This window comes from Allobosea sp. P1_A7, from assembly GCF_056406775.1.
Map to the genome: position 1 here is coordinate 18,475 of NZ_JBFTZN010000015.1, position 25,380 is coordinate 43,854.

Sequence of the window (25,380 nt, forward strand, 5' to 3'; positions counted from 1 at the left end):
CCCCGTGAAATACACCCCCAAGGAAATGCTGGCGAAGCTGGTTTCGTTCAATACGGAATCGCAGCGCAGCAATCTCGAGCTCATCCATTTCTGCCGTGATTACCTCGCCAGCCTCGGTGTCGAGAGCACGATCGTTCCGAGCCCCGACGGCCAGAAGGCCAATCTCTATGCGACGGTCGGACCGGCGGTTGCTGGCGGCGTCGTGCTCTCCGGGCACACCGACGTCGTTCCCGTCGCGGGGCAGGACTGGAGCTCCGATCCCTGGACGCTGACCGAGCGCGACGGCAAGCTCTACGGTCGTGGAGCCTGCGATATGAAGGGCTTCGACGCGACCGCGCTGGCGCTGGTGCCGGAGATGATCGAGGCCGGGTTGAAGCGCCCGGTCCATATCGCGCTCTCCTATGACGAGGAGGTCGGCTGTCTCGGCGCGCGGATCATGATTGACGCCATGGTCACTGCTGGCCTCACGCCGTCGGCGGTGATCGTCGGCGAGCCCTCGATGATGCAGGTCGTCACCGGCCACAAGGGCGGTACGCGGATGAAGACGACGGTGCGCGGCCATGCGGTGCATTCGAGCCGCGTCGACATCGGCGTGCCGGCCGTCATGATCGCCGGCAAGCTGATCGCCTGGCACGACGAGGTCATGGCTGAGAACAAGACCCGGACCCCGAATGATAACGGTTTCGAACCGCCCTACACGACGCTGCATGTTGGCGTGGTCCAGGGCGGAACGGCCGTCAACATCACGGCTGAACATTGCAGTTTCACCCATGAGGTGCGCGTCATTCCCGGAGAGCGCGACCAGAATTACGTCGAGCGCTACCGCGCCCGCATCGCCGAACTCGAGGCCGGGATGAAGGCGATCGCGCCCGAGACGGGCATCGAGATGGAAGTCACCTCCTTCACGCCCGCCCTCGGACCGGAGCAGCGTGGCGAGGCGGAGGCCCTGTCACGCCGGCTGACCGGCGACAATGGCAGCCATGTCGTCGCTTATGGCACCGAAGGCGGGCTGTTCCAGGCGGCAGGCTGGTCGACGGTGGTCTGCGGCCCGGGCGATATCGCCCAGGCTCACCAGCCCGACGAGTTCATTACGGTAGCCCAGCTCGATGCCGGGGCGCGGTTCATCCGTGGCGTAATCGCCGAATTGGCACGCTGAGAGATATCCGACGCCATGAACGTCCGTTCCTGGCGTCGGTTTTGCAGGTTACGTGTGAGCCTTGGGTTCGGTGCGCAAGAAAATGCAATCTGGAGCGTTTCTCATCAGCCGTACTGGACGCCGCTCGCGAAGCGTCATTAATCTGCCATCTTCTTTCGCCGGGCGCTTGGGAGGCGCCGGGCGGGAGCCGCTCCCGGGAGGAGTGGGGTAGCAAAAACGATTGGGAGCGATCGAATTATGTCATTCAAGACGAACTGCCTCGCCGCGGTTGCGGCTCTGGCGCTGATGTGCGGCGCCGCGCAGGCACAGACACTGCGCTACGCCAACCAAGGCGAGCTCAAGTCGCTCGATCCCTATACCGTCAACGAGACCACCACCAACGCCCATCTCGGCCACCCCTATGAGGGCCTGACGGCGCGCGGCAAGGACCTCAAGATCGAGCCGGCCCTCGCCGAGAAGTGGGAAGTCTCAGATGATGGCCTGAAATGGCGCTTTTTCCTGCGCAAGGGCGTGAAGTTCCACAATGGCGAGGACTTCACCGCCGATGACGTGATCTTCTCGGCCGAGCGCGTCCGCGCCCCCGGCTCGAACTTCACCACGCGCATTCCGACCGACGCCAAGTTCACCAAGGTCGATGATTACACGATCGACGTGACGCTGAGCTCGCCGAACCCGATCCTGAATGCCCAGTGGGACACCTGGTACATCATGTCGAAGAAGTGGGCGGAGGCGAATAACGCCGTCGCTCCGACACCGGCAGCGGCGACGACGCCGAGTCACGCCTCGCTCAATGCCAATGGCACCGGCCCGTTCAAGATCGAGAGCCATCAGCCCGGCGTGAAGACCGTGTTCAAGGTCAACGAGAACTGGTGGAACAAGAAGGTCGAGCACAATCTCAAGGAGATCGTGTTTACGCCGATCGCTTCTGATGCGACCCGGGTCGCGGCCCTGCTCTCGGGCGAGGTCGACGTGATCGAGCCGGTTCCGATCCAGGACATCCAGCGCGTCAACAGCGCCGGCAATGTCCAGGTCATGACCGGGCCGGAACTGCGCACGATCTTCCTCGGCATGGACCAGACCCGCGACGAACTGCTCGAATCCAACGTCAAGGGCAAGAACCCCTTCAAGGACCCGAAGGTTCGTCAGGCTTTCTACCAGGCGATCGACATCGAGACGATCAAGAGCCGCGTCATGCGCGGCCTGTCGACCCCGTCGCCGCTGATGATCGCGCCGGAACTTTTCCCGCACGCCGGGTTCACGCGGGCCAAGTTCGACACCGAGGCCTCCAAGAAGCTCCTGGCCGAGGCCGGCTATCCCAACGGCTTCGAGGTCGGCATGGATTGCCCGAACGACCGCTATGTCAATGACGGCCAGATCTGCCAGGCGGTGGTCGGCATGCTGGCTCGCGCCGGCATCAAGGTGAACCTGAACGCCCAGCCGAAGGGCCAGTACTTCGCCAAGGTGCTGAAGTCGGGCGGCTACAAGACCTCGTTCTACCTGCTCGGCTGGACCCCCGGGACCTTCGACAGCCACAACGTGCTCAACGACATCCTGGGTTGCCGCGATGTCGCCGGCTCGTCGCGCGGAGAGTCGAATCTCGGCGGCTACTGCAACAAGAAGGTCGACGCGCTGACCGACAAGATCCTGGTCGAGCCCGATACGGCCAAGCGCGACGCCATGATCAAGGAAGCCTTCAAGATTACGGTGGATGAGTTCGCCTATATCCCACTGCACCAGCAGGCTCTCGCCTGGGGTGTCTCGAAGAAGGTCAAGCTGACCCAGCGCGCCGACAACTCGGTGCTGCTCTACTACGCCACCAAGGAGTGACGTGAGGGGCGCGCGGAGCGATCCGCGCGCCTTCTTTCATCCTCATCGTCATCCCGGACAGTTGGTGCAGCCGCGCCGGACCCAGGATCGTTGCAGCGCATGGCGCTCCTGCTGGATTCCGGATCTCCGCGTCCCCCGGCCTGGGATGGCCGCGTGTTTATCCGACCTCGGCAAACCGGGGATTCAAGGCGGCCATGTTAGCTTTCATTCTGCGTCGGCTGTTTCAGTCGCTTCTCGTCATGCTGAGCGTGGCGCTGATCGCCTTCGCGATGTTCCGTTTCGTCGGTGATCCGGTGAACCAACTCGTCAGCCTCGACACGCCACAGGCGCAGGTCGAGCAGATCCGGCGCTCGCTCGGCCTCGACGACCCCGTCATCGTCCAGTTCTTCCGCTATATCTACAACGCCGCCCGGCTCGAATTCGGCGTGTCCTACCAGTTCCGGCTTCCGGTGATTTCGCTGCTGGGTGACCGCGCGCCGGCGACGCTCGAACTCGCCTTCATGTCGGCCCTGTTCTCGCTCCTCGTCGGCATCCCGATGGGTGTCTACACCGCGCTGAAGCGTGACAGCTGGCTCGCCAAGATCTTCCAGGCCGTGTCGCTGATCGGTATCAGTCTGCCGACCTTCCTGATCGGCATCCTCCTGATCTACCTGTTCTCGGTCACGCTCGGCCTGCTGCCATCCTTCGGGCGCGGCGAGGTCGTGAAGATCGGCAGCTGGTGGACGACGGGCCTGCTGACCGTGTCCGGCCTCAAGGCGTTGATCCTGCCCTCGATCACGCTCGGCCTGTTCCAGATGACGCTGATCATGCGCCTCGTCCGCGCCGAGATGCTCGAAGTGCTGCGGGCCGATTACATCAAGTTCGCCCGGGCGCGTGGGTTGCGCACCCGGACGGTCAATTTCGGCCATGCGCTCAAGAACACGCTGGTTCCGGTCATCACCATCGCCGGACTGCAGCTCGGCTCGATCATCGCCTTCGCCATCATCACCGAGACGGTGTTCCAGTGGCCGGGTATGGGCCTGCTCTTCCTGCGGGCCGTCCAGAACGTCGATATCCCGATCATGGCTGCCTATCTGATGCTGATCTCCTTCCTGTTCGTCAGCATCAACCTGGTCGTCGACCTGCTTTATGCCGCCGTCGATCCGCGCCTGCGCGCGACGATCGGTGCGCACTGAGCTGGCGGAGAGTTGAAACCATGAGCATGACCACTCAGCCGCCCGCTTCGCCCGAGAAGATCCCGACCCGCTGGGAACGCTTCCTCGACAGCGACATTCTGGCCAGCTTCCTGCGCTCCAAGGTGACGATGGTCGCTGCCTTCGTCGTGCTGCTGCTGTTCATCGGCGCGGCCTTCTCACCCTGGATCGCACCGACCAATCCCTTCGACCCTGCCTCCGTCTTCCTCGCCGACGCCAACATCCCGCCGGCCTGGCAGCAGGGCGGGGAGGCCCGCTTCATCTTCGGCACCGACGACCAGGGGCGGGATCTCTATTCGGCCATTCTCTACGGCCTGCGCGTCTCGCTGGTGGTGGGCGGCCTCGGAGTGATCCTCGCCGCCTCGATCGGCATCACGCTCGGCCTGCTCGCGGGCTATCTCGGCGGACGTGTCGATTCGCTGATCATGCGCATCGCCGATGTCCAGCTCACCTTCCCGGCGATCCTGATCGCGCTTCTGATCGATGGCGTCGTCCGCGGTATCTTCAAGAGTGCCTCGCGCGAGGACACCGCGATCTATGTTCTGGTCATCTCGATCGGCCTGTCCTTCTGGGTGCAATATGCCCGCACCGTGCGGGGCTCGACGCTGGTCGAGCGCAATAAGGATTATGTTCAGGCGGCACGCCTCGTCGGCCTGCCGGCGCCGCTGATCATGCTGCGCCATGTCCTGCCCAACGTGATCGGCCCGGTTCTCGTCATCCTGACGATCAATCTGGCGCTCGCCGTCATCACCGAGGCGACGCTTTCCTTCCTGGGTGTCGGCCTGCCGCCGACGCAGCCCTCGCTCGGCACTCTGATCAGCATAGGCAACCGCTACCTGTTCTCCGGCGACTGGTGGATCGTCGCCTTTCCCGGCGTGACCCTGGCGATCCTGGTGCTGGCGGTGAACCTGCTCGGCGACTGGCTGCGCGATGCGCTCAATCCGCGGCTGAGGTGACCCGATGACCGTCCCCGTTCTTTCCGTCCGTGACCTGACCGTCGAGTTCGTGACGCGGCGCGGTACCTTGCGCGCGCTCGACAAGATCTCCTTCGATATCGCACGCGGCGAAGTGCTCGGTGTCGTCGGCGAATCCGGCGCGGGCAAGTCCGTCACCGGTTCCGCGATCATCGGCCTGATCGATCCGCCGGGGCGCATCGCCGGCGGGGAGGTCGTGCTGTCGGGCGAGCGCGTCGACAATCTGCCGCCCGAGGCGATGCGCAGGATCCGCGGCAAGCGGATCGGCATGATCTTCCAGGATCCGCTGACCAGCCTGAACCCGCTCTACCGGGTCGGCGAGCAGTTGATCGAGACGATCCGGACTCATACCAGCCTGAGCGCAGCGGATGCCCGCGCGCGCGCCATCGCCCTGCTCGACGAGGTCGGCATCCCGGCGCCGGAGCGGCGGATCGACGGCTATCCGCACGAATTCTCCGGCGGCATGCGCCAGCGTGTCGTGATCGCGCTCGCGCTCTGCGCCGAGCCCGAGTTCATTATCGCCGACGAGCCGACGACTGCGCTTGACGTCTCGGTCCAGGCCCAGATCATCGCGCTGATCAAACGCCTCTGCAGCGAGCGCGGCACTTCGGTGATGCTGGTGACCCATGATATGGGCGTCATCGCCGAAACGGCCGACCGGGTCGCCGTGATGTATGCCGGCCGGATCGCCGAGATCGGCCCGGTCCGCGATGTCGTCAAGGACCCGCTCCACCCCTATGCGAAGGGGCTGATGGGCGCGATCCCGTCGATCGAGGGTGATGCCGACCGCCTCGTGCAGATTCCCGGCGCGATGCCCCGGCTCTCGGCCATTCCGCGGGGCTGTGCCTTCAATCCGCGCTGCGCCCATGCCTTCGCCCGCTGCCATGTCGAGCGGCCCGAGCTGACCAGGGTCGGCGACCGGCAGGTCGCCTGCCATCTCTACGACCAGCCCAATGCGGAGATCGCAGCGTGAGCCAGCTCCCTCCGCCTGACGCCGCCTTCGTCCAGGTCCGCGACCTGAAGCGCGTCTTCGACGTGTCGAAGCCCTGGCTCAACCGCATGCTCGAACGCGCGCCGAAGCAGTATCTGAAGGCCGTCGACGGGGTTTCCTTCGATATCCGCAAGGGCGAGACCTTCGCGCTCGTCGGTGAATCCGGCTCGGGCAAGTCCACCGTCGCGCGCATGGTGGTCGGCCTGCTGCCACCCTCGGGCGGTACTGTCAGCATCGCCGGCATCTCGATGAACGACGTTGCGGTCGCGCAGGAGCGTCAGCGGATGCGTCGGCGCATCCAGATGATCTTCCAGGATCCCTATGCCAGCCTGAATCCGCGCTGGCGTGTCGGCCGGATCATCGCCGAGCCGATCCGCGCCTTCGACATCATCGAGGGCGAAGGCGACATCAATGCCCGCATCGGCGAATTGCTGACGCTCGTCGGCCTGCATCCCGATGACGCCAAGAAGTTCCCGCACGAGTTCTCCGGGGGGCAGCGCCAGCGCATCGCGATCGCACGCGCGCTCGCCTCGAATGCCGAGTTTATCGTCTGCGACGAGCCGACATCGGCGCTTGATGTCTCCGTGCAGGCGCAAATCCTCAACCTGATGCGCGATCTGCAGCAGAAATTCGGGCTGACCTATCTCTTCATCTCGCACAACCTCGCCGTGGTCCGGCATATGGCGACGCGCATCGGCGTGATGTATCTCGGCCGGCTTGTGGAAGTTTCGGAGGGCAAGCAGCTCTTCTCAGCCCCGCGCCATCCCTATACCCGCATGCTGCTCGATGCGGTTCCGGATCTCGCCATGGTCGGCAAGGCGCGCGAGGGCGTGAAGGGGGAAATCCCGAACCCGATCAACCCGCCCTCCGGCTGCACCTTCCATCCGCGCTGTCCGCTGGCGTTCGACCGCTGCAAGATCGAGAATCCGCCGGTGATCGACGGTGTCGCCTGCCATGCCGTGAACGGCGACCGGGCGGCAGCGGCCTGAGCCGCGCCGCTCAGGGGGCGATCAGGAGGAAGTAGGCCCGCCGGCCTTTGGCCTGCTGTTCGCTGCAGGCTGCGGCATCAATGGCGCGAGCGGTCGCTCGGTCCGGTATTGCCCGCGGGCAATCGCCGTGAACATCAGGGCGACGGAGGCGAGCGTCATCAGCCACCAGGTCTGGAAGGTGGCAAAGCCCAGAACGGCAAGCGCGAAGGCCGTGACATAGGCAGCAGTGACGCCGGCGGCGAGCGCTCCCGCCATCTGGCCCGCGGCCTTGATCGCAAAGTACAGGCAGATCGCGGCCGAAGCGGCTCCGACAAGGCCGAGCTCGTACCAGAACTCGAACAGAATGGTCGTCGGCGTGTCTTGAGGCAGGCCACCCGTCAGGCGGCCGCGCAGCACGGTGTCGAGGCCGTGCCCGGTGATCAGCTGAACAGGTTCGCGGCTGACGATGTCGGCCCAGATGCCGAGGGTGAGGGCGAGATCGTCGGGCAAGCGCGAGGCGATCGGCATCAGCAGGAAGGGCAGGAGCGGCGCCAGCAACATCAGCCCGGCAACGATGATGGCGATGGCGCGAGCGGCGACGGCACGATTGGCGCTGATCGCTCCGAAGGCCACCGTGCCGCAGATCATCGCCACCGCCTCGCCATCCTCGAAGCGGGTCATGGCAAGCAGGCCGACGGCGAGAGCGAGGCCCAGCGCGCTCAAGCCGCGCGCACGCGAGAGGAGCCAGGCGAAGGCGGGCCACGACATGATCAGCACGACGCTGACGCCGCGTTCGACGCCCGGAGAGACGCCAGCGGCGCTCATGTTCCCGGCGACCAGCAGCGCGAGAGCAAACAGCGCGGCGATGCCGGTGCCGAGCGGCACGAGATTGAGGTTCGAGGCGCGCATGCGTTCCGGGAGCGCCGCGGCCCCGCAAAAGCCGAGCGCGACGGCAAGAACCAGATTGGTGGCCTTCTCGGTCGCCGAAAGCGTGTAGGGGCTCCAGACCAGCGAGAGCAGGGCCCAGGCCACGAGCCCCATCAGGATCATGCCCGGCCGGCTCAGCAGGGAATCCCTCAGATTCCTGCCGAACTGGCCACGCTCCTCGATCAGCGAGGAAATGATGAGCAACGCAACCCCGATCGGCGCGAGCACGACGGCCGCGCGACGCGACACCAGCGACGCTATCGGTAGCGCCAGCGCAAGCGTGGCGAAGCCGATGCGACGCAGCAGCAAGGCTGCGTCCGCGGCGGGGTCAATCGGGGCATTGGCGTTGTGGCGGATCATGGACGGCAACCGAACAAACGGCTTTGACCGGAGAACACGCCGGACGTCAGCCCCGTAGCACCCTAGCTTGTGGCAGCCCGCGCGACTGTAGGTGCGCTGCAACAGTGAGCCGGCATCTGACGCAGGGCCATGACGCCATCATAGCACCTTGCGGTCACGGTTCTGGCTGCGGATGATGTTTCGTGGGATGGAGGGACGATGAATACGCTTGCCGCAATCGTCTATTCCTCCGGTTTCCAGATCGATGGTTTCATGGCTGGCCTTGCCAGCCAGATGAAGCGGCAGGGGCTGAAGCTCGGCGGTGTCGTCCAGCACAACGGTGACGATTGCGGTGATGGCTGTCACTCCATGGCGTTGGAGGACCTCGCGAATGGCCGGCGCTTTCCGATCAGCGAGGATCGCGGCGCGGGCACGTCGGGTTGCCGGCTCGACGTCGCCGGCCTTGCGGCAGCGGGAGGAGCGGTCGGGGCCGCTCTGACGGGAAACATCGATCTCGTGATCGTCAACAAGTTCGGGCGGCAGGAGCAGCTTGGTCAGGGCCTGCGCCAGGAGATCGCGGCTGCGGTACTGTCTGGCCTGCCAGTGCTGATCGCGGTCCGCGAGGATTTCGTTTCGGCTTGGCGAGAATTTGCCGGCGATGACTGGACCCAATTGCCGCCTGAGGGCCGAGCCGTGGAGACCTGGGCTGCGGATCGGCTCGGTGTGCCGGCGTGAGGCCCGGCGCCGCCGATCGCGAACGCGAGATGCGACGCTTGCAGGCCATGGCATGACCATCCCTCCAACGCTTGGTCTCCTCCTCGCCGGCGGGCTCGCGCGCCGCATGGGCGGTGGCGACAAGCCGCTTCGGCTGATCGCCGGGCGCAGCATTCTCGCCCATGTCGTCGATCGCCTGGGGCCGCAATGCGACGGACTTCTGATCAATGCCAATGGCGACCTGTCGCGCTTCGCTGATTTCGGCCTGCCGGTGGTCGCCGACAGCGTGCCCGGTTTCGCCGGGCCGCTGGCCGGCATCCTGGCCGGGCTCGACTGGATGGCCGCGAACCGCCCCGGACATGCCTGGATGGTCAGCGTTGCGGCGGACACCCCCTTCATCCCGCGTGATCTTGTGCAACGGCTTCATGCGGCGCGCGCAGCGGGCAATGTTCCGCTGGCCTGCGCTGCATCGGGCGGCTGGGACCATCCGGTGATCGGGCTGTGGCCGGTCGCGCTGCGTGACGACTTGCGGCATGCGCTCGCGGTCGAGGATGAGCGAAAGATCGGCCGCTGGACAGCGCGTCATGGTGTTGCGGCGGCGGAGTGGCCGGTCGATCCGGTCGACCCGTTCTTCAATGCCAATCGCCCTGATGACCTGGTCGAGGCCGAGCAGCTTCACGCGCGGCTGAGCGATGCGTGATGGTGGGTTGGGGCGCCCGCTGTACCAGCTTGCCGCAGAGCCCGGCTCTGAAGGCGCGTGCCGGCTTCGCTACGGAAGCGCGAAGGTGCATTGGAAACCATCGAACAGCGTCAAACAGGCGCGCCGAGGCATGGATCTCAGGTTTCTGCGCCCGATGGCGTCAGCACGGGCCAATCGCTCTCGTCAGCCTTCCAGCAGCGCTTTGAGACGCCTCAGATCGCTCGTGACCCAGTCGGCATCGCGGGCGAAATCGTCGTCGCTCATCTCGGCCCGCTTGTAGAGAGTGAAGATCACCTCGCTGCCATCGCCATTGGCGAGGGTGCGCATCGGGTTGTGCATCGGCTCCCCGTGATCGGGGATCACGGCATGGTCGAGCACACCGTAAGGATTGGGTTCGCTGAACAGGATGCGCATCAGGCCCAATGGGGTCTCGGCAGCCCAGGTCATGCCTTCGATATGCCTGAAACTATGGCCCAGCCCTTCGGCCCATTTCGGGAAGTTACGGGGCTCTGCCAGGAAGCCGTAGACCTGCTCGATCGGCCTGCCGATCGAGATGCTGATATGGCGCGCGGGCTGAACGGGCATGGAATGACCTCCTTTTGGTCAATCTAGAACAAAAGAAGAACATTGGCAAATGCCTGGAGCTGCCCCGGTATCCGGCCGGGGCGGTTTGGCGCGGGTGCGGAAGGCCGATTGATTACGCCAGCCGGGGTGGGCATGCGACCCGGGCCCGCACCTGGGGTGAGGCGAGGCAGGTGGCGACGGCCTCGTAGCCGGGAGCGCCGGGATAGGGGGCGACACGGACCGGCGGGCTGTGATTGGCAGGGCAGAGGATGATTGCCTCGTCGGACCCCACGGCTGCCAGATCCAGAATCGCGCAGGAGCGCGTGAGCATGAAGAGCGGCCGTCCATGCGGCCCGCGGCCGCGCAAATGGGCGATCAAGGCTTGCTGGGTGGCCTGATCCAACCCGTCCTCGATCATGTCGACGACCAGGACCGCGGGACCCTCCGCTTCCAGTTCGGCGACCAGGGCGACCAGCGCACCAGACATCCGGGCGCCGTCGTCGACGAGCCGGGCCAGGGTCCTGGCGACCCGAGACTTCAATGCCGGATCGGAATCCATGTCTGCCCGGCCGATTGCGCCGTCAGCCGCGATCCGATCGAGCCCGAGGAAGGCCGCATCGGGCAAGACCTCGGCCAGGCGCCGGGCCAGCCGCGTCTTGCCGCTGCCGAGCTGGCCGACAATGTAGGTCAGCGGCAGGATTTCGCGCAGCTCAAACCGTTCGCCGCCCCAGGGCCAGGGCAGATCGAAGGCGACGCCGCGTTCGATTGCGGGCTCCAGCAGGCGCACCAGTTCTCCGGCCGCGGGTGCCTGACCTCTGGTAAGGTCAGCCCGCAGGCTGCGGACCTTCTCCAGCGTTCCTGCGAGTTGACGGGCACGCTCCTCGAGCGAAGCCTGGTGAGCCGCCAGGGCCGGTTCCAGCTCCTGGGCATCGCCTCCAAGCACGCGCGCCACCTGGACGAGGCTCAGCCCAAGCGCGCGCAATGCGGCAATCTCGGCGGCACGAGCCATCTCGGCGGGGCCATAGGCGCGCCACCCGGCCATGGTGCGGACCGGGGCGACCAGTCCGCGCTGCTCGTAGATGCGCAACGCCTTGGCGGAAACACCAAGCCGCCTGGCCGCCTCGGCCGGGTTCAGGAAAGGAGTGCAAGAGCTCACGAATCACCTCGTTACCGGCTGACCGCTGCCCTTATCGGGGCGGTCCCAGGGGCCGGGTCAACAACGCGCTCGCGATGTCTGGCCGCCTCCACGCTCGCGGCATGAGGCCGGAGGCGAGTGTCCGCTCGCCGCCGAGTTCTGATTTCGGGCCGGGGGGCGGTGCCTCTATTCGATGACGATGCGGGGCGCGGCCCGGGTCTTGCCACTCAGGCCCGCCTGAACCTGCCTCGCAATGGCCAGATAGGCCTTGGCATGGGCGCTTTCTGGGTCGCTTGCCACGATCGGCCGGCCGGCGTCCGAGGTCTCGCGGATCGGCATGGCAAGCGGGATCTCGCCAAGGAAGGGCACGCCCAGCCGCTCTGCCTCGTGCCGCGCCCCGCCATGGGCGAAGATGTCGGAGCGGTGGCCGCATTCCGGGCAGACGAAATAGCTCATGTTCTCAACGATACCGAGGATCGGCACCTCGACGCGCTTGAACATGGCGACGCCGCGACGGGCATCGAGCAGAGCCAGATCCTGAGGCGTCGAGACGATCACTGCGCCCGCGAGCGGTGTCTGCTGCGCCATGGTGAGCTGCGCGTCACCCGTGCCGGGCGGCATGTCGACGACCAGCACGTCGAGTTCGCCCCAGGCGACCTCGCGCAACATCTGGGTGATGGCCGAGATCACCATCGGCCCACGCCAGATCATCGGCGTCTCCTCGTCGATCAGGAAGCCGATCGACATGATCTTCAGCCCATAGGCCTCCATCGGTGCCAGCGTCCGGCCGGAGACCAGGCGCGGCTTACCGGTGATGCCGAAGATCTTGGGCACGGAGGGACCGTAGATATCGGCGTCGAGTACGCCGACCTTGAGGCCGAGCATCGCGAGCGCGACCGCGAGATTGGCCGTGGTCGTCGACTTGCCGACGCCGCCCTTGCCGCTGGCCACCGCGATGATCTGCTTCACGCCGGGCACGCCGGCGGCCTTTGGCATCGGCCCGCCGGGACCTGGCTGGCCGTGCGCCTGCTGGCGTGCCTGCGCGGCGGCAGAGGGCGCCGGTCGCGACGGCGCCTTGTCTGCCGTGAGCCCGACCAGAACCTGGGTGACGCCCGGAATACCGCCGACCGCGCTTTCCGCGGCCCTTCGCACGGGTTCCATCGCTTCAGCCTCGGTCGGATCGATGCCGATCGCAAAGATCACCTTGCCGCCGTCGATCAGGATTTCCGCGATACGGCCGGAAGCGCGCAGCGATTGGCCGCTCGCGGGCAGTTTCACCAGCTCGAGCGCGCGCAGAATGTCGGATTCGGTCAGGGCCACGAAGGCGTACTCCGGCTGGCGCGGCGTCAGGCCGCAGCTTTGCGAATGTGGAAGACGAGAAGTTCGCCCTCGGAACGGCTGAGCTCGATTGCGTCGCCCGTCTCGCGCATCAGGTTGGGAATGTCGATCGCCGCCATGGGATCGGTGCACTCGACGACGAACAAGGCTCCGGCGTCGGCGCTCCTCAGCGCCTTGCGCACGCGCAGTGTCGGCAAGGGGCATTTCAAGCCGCGCAGATTGAGGGGGATCGAGATCATGGGCCGAGCCTGTCGAATACGCAGTGCTTCATATGATGGCTTCTTGCGCGGGAGCAACCACCGGCCCTTCGCCGCAGCGGAGCGCGAGAGGCCTTGCTGCCCTGTCGGCATCGCACGGGGCGCGATGATCGCGGGCATGAGCCGTGGCGGTCCCATCCACTTGGCTTGACCGGGGAGGGGGCGTGCCAGATGACAACAGGGTGCCTTTGTGCCCGATCGTGTTTTGGGGGATTCAGCTTTGATGCGTGTGATCGGCCTGGCAGGGTGGAGCGGTGCCGGCAAGACGACCTTGCTGACGCGCCTGATCCAGGAACTTGCACGCCGCGGTGTCTCGGTCTCCACGGTCAAGCACGCGCACCATGGCTTTGACCTCGATAAGCCCGGCAAGGATTCCTACGAACACCGTCAGGCGGGCGCGCATGAGGTGCTGATCTCGTCCGAGCGCCGCTGGGCGCTGATGCATGAACTGCGCGGCGAGCCGGAAGCGCATCTGCCGGATCTGCTCCGGCGACTATCCCCGGTCGATCTGGTGATCATCGAGGGGTTCAAGCGCGAGCCGCATCTCAAGATCGAGGTGCATCGCGCAGCCAACGGCAAGCCGCCGCTGCACCCGGGCGACCCCATGATCGTCGCGATCGCCTGCGACAGCGCATTTCCCGAGGCGGGCTGCCCTGTCGTGGATCTCGACGACATCGGCGCAATCGCAGAGATTGTGCTTTCTTGCGCCGAGCCGCTCACCGCCATTCTGGCTCGCGTGCAGCAACAGGGTTGAGGGCAGAATGGCGCAACTCAGCGAGGATACTTTCGCCTTCGGTGGCCCCTTGATGAGCATCGAGCAAGCGGCTGACCTTGCGGGCCAGCGGATTCGGCCGGTGGAGGGCACGGAGCAGGTCGCCTTGGCCGACGCCGATGGTCGGGTTCTCGCCAGCGATGTCGTGGCCGGCCTCGATCTCCCGCCCTTCGCCAATTCTGCCGTGGATGGCTATGCGGTCCGCTTCGTCGATCTGGCGTCGGCAGGAGAGACCCGCCTCGCGCTCTCAGGCCGGCTTGCCGCCGGCACTGACGCGGCGGGCATTGCAACTGCAGGCGTGGCCGTCCGGGTCTTTACGGGCGCGCCGATACCGGAAGGAGCCGATACCGTCTTCATGCAGGAGGATGTGACAGCGGAAGAAGGCTTCGTCCGTCTGCCCGGAGGCCTCAAACGCGGTGCCAATGCCCGACCGGCCGGCGAGGATATCGCGCGTGGAGAGACCGCCCTGTCGGCAGGCCGGCGCCTGCGGCCGCAGGATCTCGCGCTGCTGGCTGCGCTCGGTCATGCCTCTGTCGACGTTCGCCGCCGGCCGCGTGTCGCGATCTTTTCGACGGGCGATGAGCTGGCGGAGCCGGGCCTGCCCCTGCCCCTGCCGCCGGCCGCGATCTACGACGCCAACCGCGCTGCGCTGCGTGCCATGGTGGCGCGGGCGGGGGCGGATGTGGTCGATCTCGGCATCCTGCGTGACGAGCCGGGCAGCCTGGCTGCGCGCCTGAGCGGCGCGGCCCGGAGTTGCGACCTGATCCTGACTTCCGGCGGCGTCTCGATCGGAGAGGAGGATCACGTCAAGGCGGCGGTCGAACAGGTCGGCGCGCTGGTCTTCTGGCGTATCGGCATCAAGCCGGGCCGGCCGGTGGCCATGGGCGTCATCGAAGGCGTGCCGTTTATTGGCCTGCCGGGAAATCCGGTTGCCGTGTTCGTCACCTTCGCCTTTGTCGCACGCCCGGTCCTGGCACGGCTTGCCGGCTCGGCCCATGTTGCCCCGGTGCCGCTGCCTGTAAGGCTCGGCTTCCCCTATCGGAAGAAGCCCGGGCGGCGTGAGTATGTCGGTGTTTCGCTCGCTCCTGGAGCGGACGGTGTCATGATCGCGTCCAAGCATCCTCTGGACGGGGCCGGGGTCATGACCTCGCTGACGCGCACGCACGGGCTGGTAGAGCTCGCGGAGGACCTGACATACCTCGAGTCCGGAACCCTCGTGCCGTTCCTCGCCTATGATCTCCTGGTCGCGTAGCGCCGGGTTTAGATCATCGGACCGGAAATCGTATCCGGTCCGATGGCCTAGCTTTTCGGGCCAATGCTCAGTCGCGCCGGAAAATGACGCTGGAGAGCCAGCCCAGAAGCAGCGCCATGGCCGCCGTGGCCAGTCCGTAGAGGAGCGGATGGTCATGTGCGCCGGTCGCCAGCCGCTGCTCGATGCCGGTCTTGATCACCTCGAAATTGGTGGTCTGGCGCGCCAGCATGGCGCCGCCTGAATAGAGCGCGATCTCGATCTCGTAGGAGCCGGTCGGTGCGGTGGCGGGCACATCGATCGGCGCGCTGAACAATGTTTCCGACAGGAAGGTGACGCCGCGCTCGTCCTGCGCATAGAGACCCTTGTCTTCGAGGATTCGGATCAGCGCCTGGCGAAAGCGCACAGTGCTCTCCACATAATAGAGCTCCGGCGGCAAGTTGCGCTGGGTGTTGGCCAGCCCGCTCCTGTCGCGCCGCGCCGCATCCTCGTTGACGATCTCGTTCAGGGGCCGGTTGCTCGACACCATCAGGAATATCGGGCGATCGACGAAGCGCCGCTGCGTCCGGTTGATCCAGATCGGCCCGAGCCGTTCCTTCTCGCGGACGATCAGCATGCGCTGTGGCCCACGCACCGTCACCACGATGTCGTAAGGGTCGCCGCGCGCCACCGTCCGCCCGCCGCGTTCGACCAGGCCGAAGACCGTCAGTTGATCGCCGGTATAGTTCGAGGAGATCTGGATCTGATGGCTAGACACGGATGCGATCAGCGTTTCGGCACGCGGGGCAGTGGCCGCGATGGAGGTCAGCAGCAACGCAGCGGCCAGGGACCTGAAGCCCTTCATCGCGCGCTCTCCGGCAGGACTACCGAGAAGGGGTCGCTGGGCGGGATGAACAGCTCGATCGCGAAGCGCAGGCCCACCGACAGGATCAGCAGCGCAAGCAGCAGACGGAAGGAGTCGACATTCAGGTTGCGCGCCGCGCGGCCGCCGAACTGGGCCCCGATCACGCCGCCGACCAGGAGCAGTGCCGCCAGGATCAGGTCGACCGACTGGTTTGTGAGGGCGTGCAGCATGGTTGCGCCCGTCATCGTCACCAGGATCTGGAACAAGGAGGTGCCGACGACGACCGCCGGCGGGATGCGGAAGAAGTAAATCAGCGCCGGCACCAGGATGAAACCACCGCCCACGCCGAGCACGGCGCCGATGAAGCCGATGACGATGGCGAGCGCGGCGATCGGGATGACGCTGGCGTAGAGCTGCGAACTGTGAAAACGCATGCGCCAGGGCAGCTTCATCCATTGCGGATGTGTGCCGGCCTGACGGCGCCGGCGTGCCGGCTTGCCCGCCTTGGCGCGCAGCGCCGAGCGCAGCGCGTCATAGAGCATCAATCCGCCAATGATGGTGAACAGCGTCACATAGGACAGGGTGATGACCAGATCGAGCTGACCGAGCCGGCGCATCGAGTTGAAGAACAGAACGCCGAAAATGGTGCCGATGATGCCCCCGCCGACCAGGACGCTGCCGAGCTTGAGGTCGAGCGCCTTGCGGCGCCAGTAGGTCAGGACGCCGGTCATCGACGAGCCGGCGACCTGGGCGGCCACGGTCGCCACGGCAACTGCCGGAGGGATATCGAGGAAGATCAGAAGAGGGGTCAGCAGGAAGCCGCCGCCGACCCCGAACAGGCCGGAGATGAAGCCGACGGCACCGCTCAGACCCAGCACCATCAGGATGCTGATCGGCAGTTCCGCGATCGGGAGATAAATCTGCACCTTTGCCCTCGTGTGCCGGCGCGGCATGAGATTCGGCGCCGGCTCGTCCCAGATTGCACCAATCCGGTTAGGCAAATCCTTATCGTGGACGAAGAAGGTGTTGCGGCCGGATCGGCTGAAGTCGCGATCAACCTCTGATGGCTGCGTAACGCGTCGAAACCATGACAGGCAGGCCAGGGGCCTGCCTGTCATGCATTAGCTGCGAGCTGGCTTTGCGGGCTTCCTGACGGCCGCGCTTGTATTGTCTTCCCAACCCTGTGCCGGTGCCGCAACCTCGTTGGCGCCAGGCTCGAGCACCTTTGCCTTCCAGGAATCGACAGCGAGCTTCGCCGCTGCCAGGTCGTTGGGGTTGAGGCGTCCGGCGACTTCGTCACGCTTGCGGGCCGCATCGTCGTCGCCCTGCTTGGCGGCGATGGCGAACCAGAGATAGGACTGGCTGAGATCGGCTGGCACGCCGAGGCCGCGGCCCAGCAGAACGGCGAGATTGTATTGGCTGTCGCGCACGCCTGCGTCCGCGGCGCGGCGGAACCATTCCGTCGCCGTCGCATAGTCCGCCTTGCCGTCGACGCCCTCGGCATAAAGCACGGCGAGATTGTGCATGGCCTTGGCATTCCCGCGCTCTGCGGCACGGGAGTACCAGACCCGCGCCAGTGCGATGTCGCGCTGGGTGCCCACGCCCTTCTCGAACATGTTGGCCAGTCGGAACTGCGCTGGCGCCAGCCCGGCGACCGCGGCGCGTTCGAACAGGCGCAAGGCCAGTTTCGGATCGCGTGTCGCGTTGCTGCCATCGGCCGCGCGGCTGGCGAGCTCGTAGACGGCACGGGCATCACCTGCCTGGGCGGCCTTGCGCAGGCCTGGCGTTCCAAATCCGGCAGGCAGGTCGCCGAGCCCGGTGACGGCCTGAACCGGGTCGGGCGCGGTCGCTGGCGGCAGCGCGGCGGTTGCCGTCGGTTGGGTGGTCGAGCTGGTGGTTTCGGGAGAGCCGAGAATCGGGGCTGCCGGTCCCGCGAAGGCGGCGGCCGGGCCGAGTTCGACCGGCGAAAGCACCGAGCTCTGATCCTTCGTGGGCTTGGCTGGAGCTTCCGGGGCGGCGGGTTCCGGGGCAGCGACGGCGGGAGCGGAGGCAGGAGTCTGAACGGTTTCGTTGCCGGCGGCCTTCGTCTTCGGGCTTTGCAGTGCGCCGGTGACGACATGGGCGGTGCCCATGGCAAGAACGACAGCGGCCAGCCCGAGCAGGAGCGGGCGGCGACGCTTCTCCATGATCTCCTTGAGCTTGCCGCCCTTGGAGGTGCTGGTGCCGCTGCGCTCGGCTTCCGCCGCGGGCACAGAGGCTGCGGCTTCGGAGGCCGCCTTTGCCGAACGCCGTGCCGCAGCGATCAGGTTCTGGCGGACCGATTGAGGATCCTGGGCTGCCGCGGCCGGAGCGGCCGGTGTGTCCTGGCGCGGCCGGCCCGAGCCCGGTTCGAGCGGCAGGTCATGGGACCTGGCGGCAGGCGCTTCTGCTGCGCGTTCCGCCGGCCGGGTCGTCTCCAGCCGGGCGCCAAAGCGATCCTCGATCGCGGCGCTCATGCTGGCAGGAAGTGCAAGGCCACGCGTCGACGGCATGGTGGAGGGGCGCGCCGCGGCCGCCGGGGCCGGTGCGAGCGCGACCTCCTTCCGCTCGAGGCCGAGCTCGGCTTCGAGGCTGGCGAGGCGCGAGATGATCGTCTCGAGGGTCTGATGGACGGCGCCGATGGCGTCCTGCGTCTCCCGGCCGGAGGCGGCGTTGCTCTCGCGCAGTCCGGAAACCAGGGTGCTCAGCTCAGCAAAGCCTCCCGCCTGAGCGGGGGTCTTGCTCGCCATATCGGCCATGGCGGTGCGTGCGGCACGTTCGGCCGCGGCTGCGGTGTCCTCGCGCACGGTCTGGAGGTGTCGCACGAGGTCCTGCAGCGTGCGCTCGATCCCGGTCTCGGCCGAACGCGTCGCGACGGCCTCGTCGAGCCGGCTGGCGAGGCCGGCGATCTGCTGTTCGAGTGCATCGAAGGAATCGGATTCGGCGCCAGGGCGTCCCGCCTCGTCGATCTTCTCGGCGAGGCTGCGCAACATGTCCTCAACCGGGCGCATGTCGACGCGCGCGACCTGTACGTTGCCGCCGTCATGGACCATCTGGGTCAGGTTGCTGGAGGCTGCGAGACTCTCGATCCGGGCAGCCAACCCTTCGATCTGCTTCGTGACTGCTGCCGGGCCGTGATCCGCCAGCGTCTCGATCTGGTGCTGCAGGCTGTCGATCCGGTCCGCGAGCTGGTTCGGCTGCCGATCGGAGACATCCTCGAGCTTGATGATGAGGGCCTCAATCCGGCGCGACAGCTCGTTCGATGCCGGAGAGCCGGAGGCGCCGATCTCGCTGAGCCGCGCGAAGAGTTGCTCGGTCTGAGACGTGATCACCTCGGGGCGCATCACGGGCAGCGAATCAACCTTGTCAGCCAGCGCCTCGACCTGCCGCGACAGCGAAAGCAGCGGGGCGGGATCGCCGAAACGGTCGGTGAGCAGGGCGTCGCGCACGTCCTCGATCGCCTGGGACAGGCCACGCATCGAGAGTGCATCAGGCTGCCCGTCGCGCAGCCGGGCGACTTCGCCCGCCAGAGCCGAAACCTGATGCGAAAGATCGCCGAGGCGGTTATCGCCGGTGCTCGTGGCGAGCAGTTCGCGCAATTCTGCGATGTCGCGAAGCACCGGGGTCAGTGCAGCGCGGTCGCTGCCGCGCGCCGCGAGTGCGTCGACCTTGGCGGCGAGATGCGCGATCTCCAGCTCGAAACGGGCATAGCTCTCGCCGGAATTCTCGCGGGCGAGGCGGGCGACTTCGGTTTCGATCCGCGCCAGAGGCTTCAGGATCGGCTCGATACGGTCGTTCCGGTCCAGCCGCTCCAGCTTCGAACCGAGATCGGCAATCAGCCTTTCCAGTGCGGGAGTTTCGACCTGGCGTGACGCCGCAGCCGGGGAGAGGCGCTCGGACATGAGAGAGGGATGGTCGCCCCTGGCGCCGACCCTCTCGCCCAACGATCGGAGATCCTGCCGCAAGGCCGCGACCCGGCTCTCGCTCAGGCCTGTCCGGCCCGAGGCGGCGGCTTCGGGATCGGTATCCAGCATGCGCTGGCGCGTGCGGATATCCGTCACCGCTGCGGCCAGGCCATCGCGATTCAGGGCCGGGCGGGCGGCGGCAGCCTTGCTCTGGGCATCAACCGCCTTGCGCTCGATCTCGGCAATGCGCTCGCCCATGGTCTTGATCGCGTCGGCGATGACGTTGGTGGCGCGTTCCTGACGCTCGGCGTTACTGCGCTCGCCGCTGACGAGACGGTTCTCGGTCTTCTCGATCCAGCGCGCGATCGAATCCAGGGCGCCGGCCGTCTTGGCGCTCGATTCCCGGGTCATGCGCTCGGCGAGGGCGGCCTGCGACAGCGCGGCCTCGATCTGGCCCCGCGACATCTCGGGAGCAAACTGCGGCGCCGCAGCGCTTGCTGCGGCCTGCGAGGAGGTTTCCATCTGCCCTTGGGAGAGCTTGGCGAGGCGCTCGGACAGCGCTGCGATGTCGAGCTGCTCCAGAGGCGCGGCTGTCGGCTCGCTCTCTTCCGCCTCGACGCGAATCTTGTGGTCCAGCCATTCACCCAGGGTCATTCCGGCGCGCCGCGCCGCGGCCTTTGCGGCATCGCGGGTGCGCGGATCAACGCCCTTGACGCTCCAGGGCAAGCTATTGGCCATGATCTCGCTCGCCTAAGGGGACCGGTCTTCAGTCGGGATGCGCAGCCCCCTGGCGCCGCAGCTTCCCCGCGCGAAACAGGCGATCGTGAAGATTCAGTTGCCGCTGACGACGGCCTGGCTCGCAGACTCGACTTTTGGCCGTCACGGTAAACGGACGGTTAATATCCGGGGGGCGGCCGTTAATTTTTTGCAAACGCCCGGACAGGGGCCGCACGAATGCCGGGCTCGTAACCGTAATTTACCCCCAATTGGCCGATATTACCTGACGCTAGGAGATGGGGCGAGCTATTCCCCCTACCCAACGGAACTTCGTCGCCACCGATGCCGGCGGTTCCCTGCGTCCAAACTTTTTAAGGAACTCCATGTCGCGCCACAGCAATGCTATGGCGGCCGGCTCTTCAGATACCGGCCGCACATCGTCGACGCCTACTTCCAGTGAAGCCGACTCGGCTGGTGGTTTCACCATCAGCGACCTTGCCCGCGATTTCGCGGTGACCCTGCGCACGCTTCGCTTCTATGAATCGCGCGGTCTCCTTGCTCCGGCCCGCTCGGGCATGACGCGCATCTATTCCGGCCGCGATCGCTCGCGGCTTGCGCTGATCCTCAAGGGCAAGCAGCTCGGTTTCACGCTGGTTGAAATCCGCGCCATGCTCGCCAATGAGGAAAAGAAGGGCGAGGCCGGCGCAGAGAAGTCGGCTTCGGTCGGCGGGCTGCAGCTCACCCGCGGGCAGATTGCCGAGCAGCTCGAATTGCTGCGCTCGCAGCAGGTCGAGATCGAAGGCGCGATCGCCGAGCTCGAAGCGACGCTGGCGGGCCTCGACAAGGCCTGAGCGCCTCACGGCACGGATTATCGATCATTTGATCGGGATTGACGGCTCCGGACTTGTGTCCGGGGCCGTTTTGTCATGCGGTGCGGGTGGAAAACGCGACAGGGTGCGGCAACAAAATGGCCCCGCCCTCTTCACAAGCCGCCCATGGATTGTTTATATATAAACTATCTGATGAGTGGCTGCCCCGGATCGCATTCGGCAGGCGGCCGCGCTGCGCGAGAGGGAGGACACCATGCCGGTCTACAAGGCGCCCGTCGAAGACACCCTGTTCCTGCTCAACGACGTCTTCAACATCGAACGCTACAACAACCTGCCGGGTTTCGCGGATGCGACGCCCGATGTGGTCGCGGCGGTGCTGGGCGAGGGTGCCAAGCTCTGCGAGGAAGTGCTCCAGCCGTTGAACCATTCCGGCGACCAGGAGGGCTGCAAGCGCGACCCTGACGGATCCGTGACGACGCCAAAGGGCTTCAAGGAGGCGCACAAGGCCTATGCCGAGGGCGGCTGGATCGGACTTGCCATGGATCCCGAATATGGCGGCCAGGGCCTGCCCTATACGCTCGGCGCCGTGATGAACGAATATGCCTCGGCGGCGAACATGGCGTTCTCGATGTATCCCGGCCTGACCATGGGCGCGATCGCCGCACTTTATGTGCACGGCACTGAGGAGCAGAAGCGCACCTTTATCCCGAAGATGGTCGAGGGTGTCTGGTCGGGCACGATGAACCTGACGGAGCCGCATTGCGGCACCGATCTCGGCCTGATCAAGACAAAGGCCGTGCCGAATGGCGATGGTTCCTATGCGATCTCCGGCACCAAGATCTTCATCTCGGCCGGCGAGCAGGACATCACCGAGAACATCATCCATCTCGTGCTCGCCCGCATCGAGGGGGCTCCCGCCGGCGTCAAGGGCATCTCGCTCTTCGTGGTGCCGCGCAACGTGGTCGGCGCCGACGGCGCGGTCGGCGAGCGCAACGGGGTCTCCTGCGGCTCGATCGAGCACAAGATGGGCATCCACGGCAATTCGACCTGCGTCATGAACTATGACGGCGCCAGGGGCTGGCTCATCGGCACCGAGAACAAGGGCCTCAACGCCATGTTCGTGATGATGAACGAGGCCCGCCTCGGCGTCGCGATCCAGGGGCTCGCCCAGTCCGAGGTCGCCTATCAGAACGCTGTTGCCTATGCCAAGGACCGCCTCCAGGGACGGGCGCTGACCGGCGCCAAGGAGCCGGACAAGGCTGCCGATCCGATCATCGTCCATCCCGATGTCCGTCGCACGCTGATGTCGATCAAGGCCTTCAACGAGGCTGCGCGCGCCTTCGTGCTGTGGAACGCGCTGAAATCCGATGTCGCCCACCGTTCTGCCGATGCCGCCGAACGCCAGGCCGCCGACGATCAGCTTGGACTGATGACCCCCGTGCTCAAGGGTGTCCTGACCGATGTCGGTTTCGACAACGCGGTGAAGGCCCAGCAGATGTATGGCGGCCATGGCTACATCGCCGAATGGGGCATGGAGCAGTTCGTGCGCGACGCGCGCATCGCCATGATCTACGAGGGCGCCAATGGCGTGCAGGCCATGGACCTGATCGGCCGCAAGCTCGGCCGAGACGGCGGCCGCGCCATCATGGCCTTCTTCAACGAGGTCGGCGGCTTCATCAAGGAACATGGCGAGGACGAGGGGCTGAAGCCGCTGCTCGCTCCCCTGCTGGCCTCGCTCGGTCATCTCCAGCAGGCGACGATGTGGTTCATGAACAACGCCCTCGCCAAGCCTGACAATGCCGGTGCCGGCGCAACCGACTACATGCACCTGCTCGGCCTCGTCTCGCTCGGCTATATGTGGGTGAAGATCGCCAAGGCTGCGCAGGACAAGCTCAAAGCCGGTGCCAATGGCGCGACCGAGCGGATGAACACCAAGCTCGTCACCGCGCGCTTCTTCATGGAGCGCACCCTGCCGGAGACGGCCGCGCATCTGGCACGGATCACGGCCGGCGCCGATTCCACCATGGCGCTGTCGGCAGAGCAGTTCTGAGCCGACCAAAGGTCATGCCCGGGCTTGACCCGGGCATCGCTTGCAGATTGCCTTCGCTTCCAGACGGCCGGGACATGCCCGGCCATGTTGGCGAAGTCCCAACAACGAGCCGCCATTGCGGCGAGCCCCGGGAGGCCTTGATGGCTGACGCATTCATTTACGATCACGTTCGGACGCCGCGCGGCAAGGGTAAGGCCGACGGCTCCCTGCACGAGGTCACGGCGATCGAACTCGGCACGCAGGTGCTGCGTGCGATCAAGGACCGCAACAAGCTCGAGCCCAAGCTGGTCGAGGATGTCGTCTTTGGCTGCGTCGATCCGGTCGGCGAGGCTGGCGCCGATATCGCGCGGACCGTCGCGCTCAAGGCGGGGTACGGCAAGGAAGTGCCGGGCGTGCAGATCAACCGCTTCTGCGCCTCGGGCCTCGACGCGGTGAACCTTGCCGCGGCGCAGGTCATGGCCGGTCAGAAGGAGATGGCGATCGGTGGCGGCGTCGAGAGCATGAGCCGCGTCGGCATGGGCGCCTCGGGCTTCGGCATTGCGGTCGATCCGTCCGTCGCGATCGACACCTATTTCATGCCGCAAGGCGTCTCGGCCGATCTGATCGCCACGAAATACGGCTTCTCGCGTGACGATGTCGACGCCTTTGCCGTGCGCTCGCACAAGAAGGCCGCCGCCGCCTGGGCCGAAGGCCGCTTCAGGAATTCGGTCATCCCGGTCACCGACGTCAACGGCCTGATCCTCCTCGACCGCGACGAGACCATTCGTCCGAATACGGACATGCAGGCCCTGGCAGCGCTCAAGGCCTCCTTCGTCCAGATGGGCGAGATGGGTGGTTTCGATGCCGTCGCGACGGCGGCTCACCCCGATGTGGAGTTCGTCAATCACGTGCATCACGCCGGCAATTCCTCCGGCATCGTCGATGGTGCGGCTGCCGTGCTCGTCGGCTCGAAGAAGGGCGGCAAGGCGGCTGGCCTGAAGCCGCGCGCCCGCATCCGGGCCTTCGCCACTGTCGGTTCCGATCTGGCGCTGATGCTGACCGGGCCGGTCGACGTCACGGAGCTGGTTCTGAAAAAGGCCGGCATGACCACAGGGGATATCGACCTGTTCGAGCTGAACGAGGCCTTCTCCTCGGTGGTGCTGCGCTATCAGCAGGCCTTCGACATCGACGACGCCATCCTCAACGTCAATGGCGGCGCCATTGCGATGGGCCATCCGCTCGGCGCCACGGGCGCGATGATCCTCGGCACGGTGCTCGACGAACTCGAGCGCACGAACAAGCAGACCGCACTCGTCACGCTTTGCGTCGCCGCCGGCATGGGCGTCGCGACCATCATCGAACGCGTCTGATCGGCACGAAGGGGAGAGAACCTATGAACCTCACCAATTTCCGCTTCGAGACCGACGCCGACGGCATTGCGACCCTGATCTGGGACATGCCCGGCCGTTCGATGAACGTCATCACCCCCGAGGTCATGGCCGAGTTGAACCAGGTCATCGACCATGTCGTCTCGAGCGAGGCGATCAAGGGCTGCGTCATTACCTCCGGCAAGGAAGCCTTCTCGGGCGGTGCGGACCTGACCATGCTCCAGGGGCTGCGCGACCTCTATGTCGGGCTTGCCAGGGAGAAGGGCGAAGCGGCTGCGATGCAGACCTTCTTCGACGAAAGCCGCAAGCTCTCGCTGCTCTATCGCAAGCTCGAAACCTGCGGGAAGCCGTTCGCAGCCGCCATCCATGGCGTCTGCCTCGGTGGTGCCTTCGAACTTGCGCTCGCCTGCCAGTATCGTGTCGCCTCGGACGATGCCTCAACCCGCGTCGGCCTGCCCGAGATCAAGGTCGGGCTCTTCCCCGGCGCCGGCGGTACGCAGCGTGTCTCGCGCCTGATGCAGACCGGCGACGCGCTGCAGATGATG

The 25,380-nt window shown here is 66.1% G+C and carries 22 protein-coding genes; 14 read left to right on the forward strand and 8 right to left on the reverse strand.

What is annotated here, in order from left to right; translation table 11 throughout:
* Positions 1 to 4: 4 nt before the first annotated feature.
* The 6 genes from argE (at position 5) to AC1D34_RS04230 (ending at position 7,130) form a co-directional block, all read left to right on the forward strand.
* On the forward strand, positions 5 to 1,156 hold the full coding sequence (gene argE, locus AC1D34_RS04205; protein WP_441493541.1) for an acetylornithine deacetylase: 1,152 nt from the start codon (positions 5 to 7) through the stop codon (positions 1,154 to 1,156).
* 237 nt (positions 1,157 to 1,393) lie between these two features.
* Positions 1,394 to 2,983: an ABC transporter substrate-binding protein gene (locus tag AC1D34_RS04210; RefSeq protein ID WP_441506105.1), complete on the forward strand. Its 1,590-nt coding sequence runs from the start codon at positions 1,394 to 1,396 to the stop codon at positions 2,981 to 2,983.
* 194 nt (positions 2,984 to 3,177) lie between these two features.
* The gene (locus tag AC1D34_RS04215; RefSeq protein ID WP_069882170.1) at positions 3,178 to 4,158 is read left to right on the forward strand and encodes an ABC transporter permease; all 981 of its coding nucleotides are present in this window, start codon (positions 3,178 to 3,180) and stop codon (positions 4,156 to 4,158) included.
* A 20-nt stretch (positions 4,159 to 4,178) separates the two neighbouring features.
* Complete coding sequence (locus AC1D34_RS04220; RefSeq protein ID WP_069877557.1) at positions 4,179 to 5,132, forward strand: ABC transporter permease; 954 nt, start codon at positions 4,179 to 4,181, stop codon at positions 5,130 to 5,132.
* Between the two features lie 4 nt (positions 5,133 to 5,136).
* The gene (locus AC1D34_RS04225) at positions 5,137 to 6,123 is read left to right on the forward strand and encodes an ABC transporter ATP-binding protein (protein ID WP_441493544.1); all 987 of its coding nucleotides are present in this window, start codon (positions 5,137 to 5,139) and stop codon (positions 6,121 to 6,123) included.
* Between the two features lie 86 nt (positions 6,124 to 6,209).
* Positions 6,210 to 7,130 carry an ABC transporter ATP-binding protein gene (locus tag AC1D34_RS04230; RefSeq protein WP_441506139.1) on the forward strand — a complete coding sequence of 307 codons (921 nt, stop codon included), beginning with the start codon at positions 6,210 to 6,212 and terminating at the stop codon, positions 7,128 to 7,130.
* Between the two features lie 21 nt (positions 7,131 to 7,151).
* Here the strand turns inward: AC1D34_RS04230 and AC1D34_RS04235 are convergent, their stop codons facing one another.
* On the reverse strand, positions 7,152 to 8,396 hold the full coding sequence (locus tag AC1D34_RS04235; RefSeq protein WP_441493545.1) for a peptide ABC transporter permease: 1,245 nt from the start codon (positions 8,394 to 8,396) through the stop codon (positions 7,152 to 7,154).
* Between the two features lie 198 nt (positions 8,397 to 8,594).
* Between AC1D34_RS04235 and AC1D34_RS04240 the strand changes: the two genes are divergently transcribed.
* Together AC1D34_RS04240 and mobA are read left to right on the forward strand one after the other, a co-directional pair.
* Positions 8,595 to 9,110: a DUF2478 domain-containing protein gene (locus AC1D34_RS04240; RefSeq protein ID WP_476823558.1), complete on the forward strand. Its 516-nt coding sequence runs from the start codon at positions 8,595 to 8,597 to the stop codon at positions 9,108 to 9,110.
* 52 nt (positions 9,111 to 9,162) lie between these two features.
* Positions 9,163 to 9,789: a molybdenum cofactor guanylyltransferase MobA gene (gene mobA, locus AC1D34_RS04245; RefSeq protein WP_476823559.1), complete on the forward strand. Its 627-nt coding sequence runs from the start codon at positions 9,163 to 9,165 to the stop codon at positions 9,787 to 9,789.
* A 183-nt stretch (positions 9,790 to 9,972) separates the two neighbouring features.
* On the opposite strand, the gene AC1D34_RS04250 is transcribed toward mobA, so the two are convergent.
* The 4 genes from AC1D34_RS04250 to AC1D34_RS04265 form a co-directional block, all read right to left on the reverse strand.
* Complete coding sequence (locus tag AC1D34_RS04250; RefSeq protein WP_476823560.1) at positions 9,973 to 10,374, reverse strand: SRPBCC family protein; 402 nt, start codon at positions 10,372 to 10,374, stop codon at positions 9,973 to 9,975.
* Between the two features lie 112 nt (positions 10,375 to 10,486).
* Positions 10,487 to 11,509 (reverse strand): MerR family transcriptional regulator, encoded by a 1,023-nt coding sequence (locus tag AC1D34_RS04255; protein ID WP_476823561.1) that lies wholly within the window; start codon positions 11,507 to 11,509, stop codon positions 10,487 to 10,489.
* A gap of 165 nt (positions 11,510 to 11,674) precedes the next feature.
* Positions 11,675 to 12,808, reverse strand: coding sequence for an Mrp/NBP35 family ATP-binding protein (locus AC1D34_RS04260; RefSeq protein ID WP_441493550.1), 1,134 nt, complete (start codon positions 12,806 to 12,808; stop codon positions 11,675 to 11,677).
* Between the two features lie 26 nt (positions 12,809 to 12,834).
* Entirely contained in the window at positions 12,835 to 13,065 is a 231-nt protein-coding gene (locus AC1D34_RS04265; protein ID WP_441493551.1) for a sulfurtransferase TusA family protein, read from the reverse strand.
* A gap of 241 nt (positions 13,066 to 13,306) precedes the next feature.
* Here AC1D34_RS04265 and mobB point away from each other — a divergent pair, with 241 nt between their 5' ends.
* Both mobB and AC1D34_RS04275 read left to right on the forward strand, forming a co-directional pair.
* Complete coding sequence (gene mobB, locus AC1D34_RS04270; protein ID WP_476823562.1) at positions 13,307 to 13,837, forward strand: molybdopterin-guanine dinucleotide biosynthesis protein B; 531 nt, start codon at positions 13,307 to 13,309, stop codon at positions 13,835 to 13,837.
* Positions 13,838 to 13,844: 7 nt separating this feature from the next.
* Entirely contained in the window at positions 13,845 to 15,107 is a 1,263-nt protein-coding gene (locus AC1D34_RS04275) for a molybdopterin molybdotransferase MoeA (protein ID WP_476823563.1), read from the forward strand.
* Between the two features lie 67 nt (positions 15,108 to 15,174).
* Here the strand turns inward: AC1D34_RS04275 and AC1D34_RS04280 are convergent, their stop codons facing one another.
* The 3 genes from AC1D34_RS04280 to AC1D34_RS04290 form a co-directional block, all read right to left on the reverse strand.
* Complete coding sequence (locus tag AC1D34_RS04280) at positions 15,175 to 15,948, reverse strand: TIGR02186 family protein (RefSeq protein WP_476823564.1); 774 nt, start codon at positions 15,946 to 15,948, stop codon at positions 15,175 to 15,177.
* The gene (locus AC1D34_RS04285; RefSeq protein ID WP_441506112.1) at positions 15,945 to 16,874 is read right to left on the reverse strand and encodes a sulfite exporter TauE/SafE family protein; all 930 of its coding nucleotides are present in this window, start codon (positions 16,872 to 16,874) and stop codon (positions 15,945 to 15,947) included. The genes AC1D34_RS04280 and AC1D34_RS04285 overlap by 4 nt, the downstream gene beginning before the upstream one ends.
* 195 nt (positions 16,875 to 17,069) lie before the next feature.
* On the reverse strand, positions 17,070 to 20,609 hold the full coding sequence (locus AC1D34_RS04290; RefSeq protein ID WP_476823565.1) for a hypothetical protein: 3,540 nt from the start codon (positions 20,607 to 20,609) through the stop codon (positions 17,070 to 17,072).
* Between the two features lie 362 nt (positions 20,610 to 20,971).
* On the opposite strand from AC1D34_RS04290, the gene AC1D34_RS04295 reads away from it, so the two are divergent.
* The 4 genes from AC1D34_RS04295 to AC1D34_RS04310 form a co-directional block, all read left to right on the forward strand.
* Positions 20,972 to 21,439, forward strand: a complete 468-nt coding sequence (locus tag AC1D34_RS04295) for a MerR family transcriptional regulator (RefSeq protein ID WP_441488853.1) — start codon at positions 20,972 to 20,974, stop codon at positions 21,437 to 21,439.
* 232 nt (positions 21,440 to 21,671) lie between these two features.
* Positions 21,672 to 23,468 (forward strand): acyl-CoA dehydrogenase C-terminal domain-containing protein, encoded by a 1,797-nt coding sequence (locus AC1D34_RS04300; RefSeq protein ID WP_476823566.1) that lies wholly within the window; start codon positions 21,672 to 21,674, stop codon positions 23,466 to 23,468.
* A 140-nt stretch (positions 23,469 to 23,608) separates the two neighbouring features.
* The gene (locus AC1D34_RS04305; RefSeq protein ID WP_441506114.1) at positions 23,609 to 24,817 is read left to right on the forward strand and encodes an acetyl-CoA C-acetyltransferase; all 1,209 of its coding nucleotides are present in this window, start codon (positions 23,609 to 23,611) and stop codon (positions 24,815 to 24,817) included.
* Between the two features lie 23 nt (positions 24,818 to 24,840).
* The coding region (locus AC1D34_RS04310) for an enoyl-CoA hydratase-related protein (RefSeq protein WP_476823567.1) at positions 24,841 to 25,380 on the forward strand (540 nt) is incomplete at its 3' end.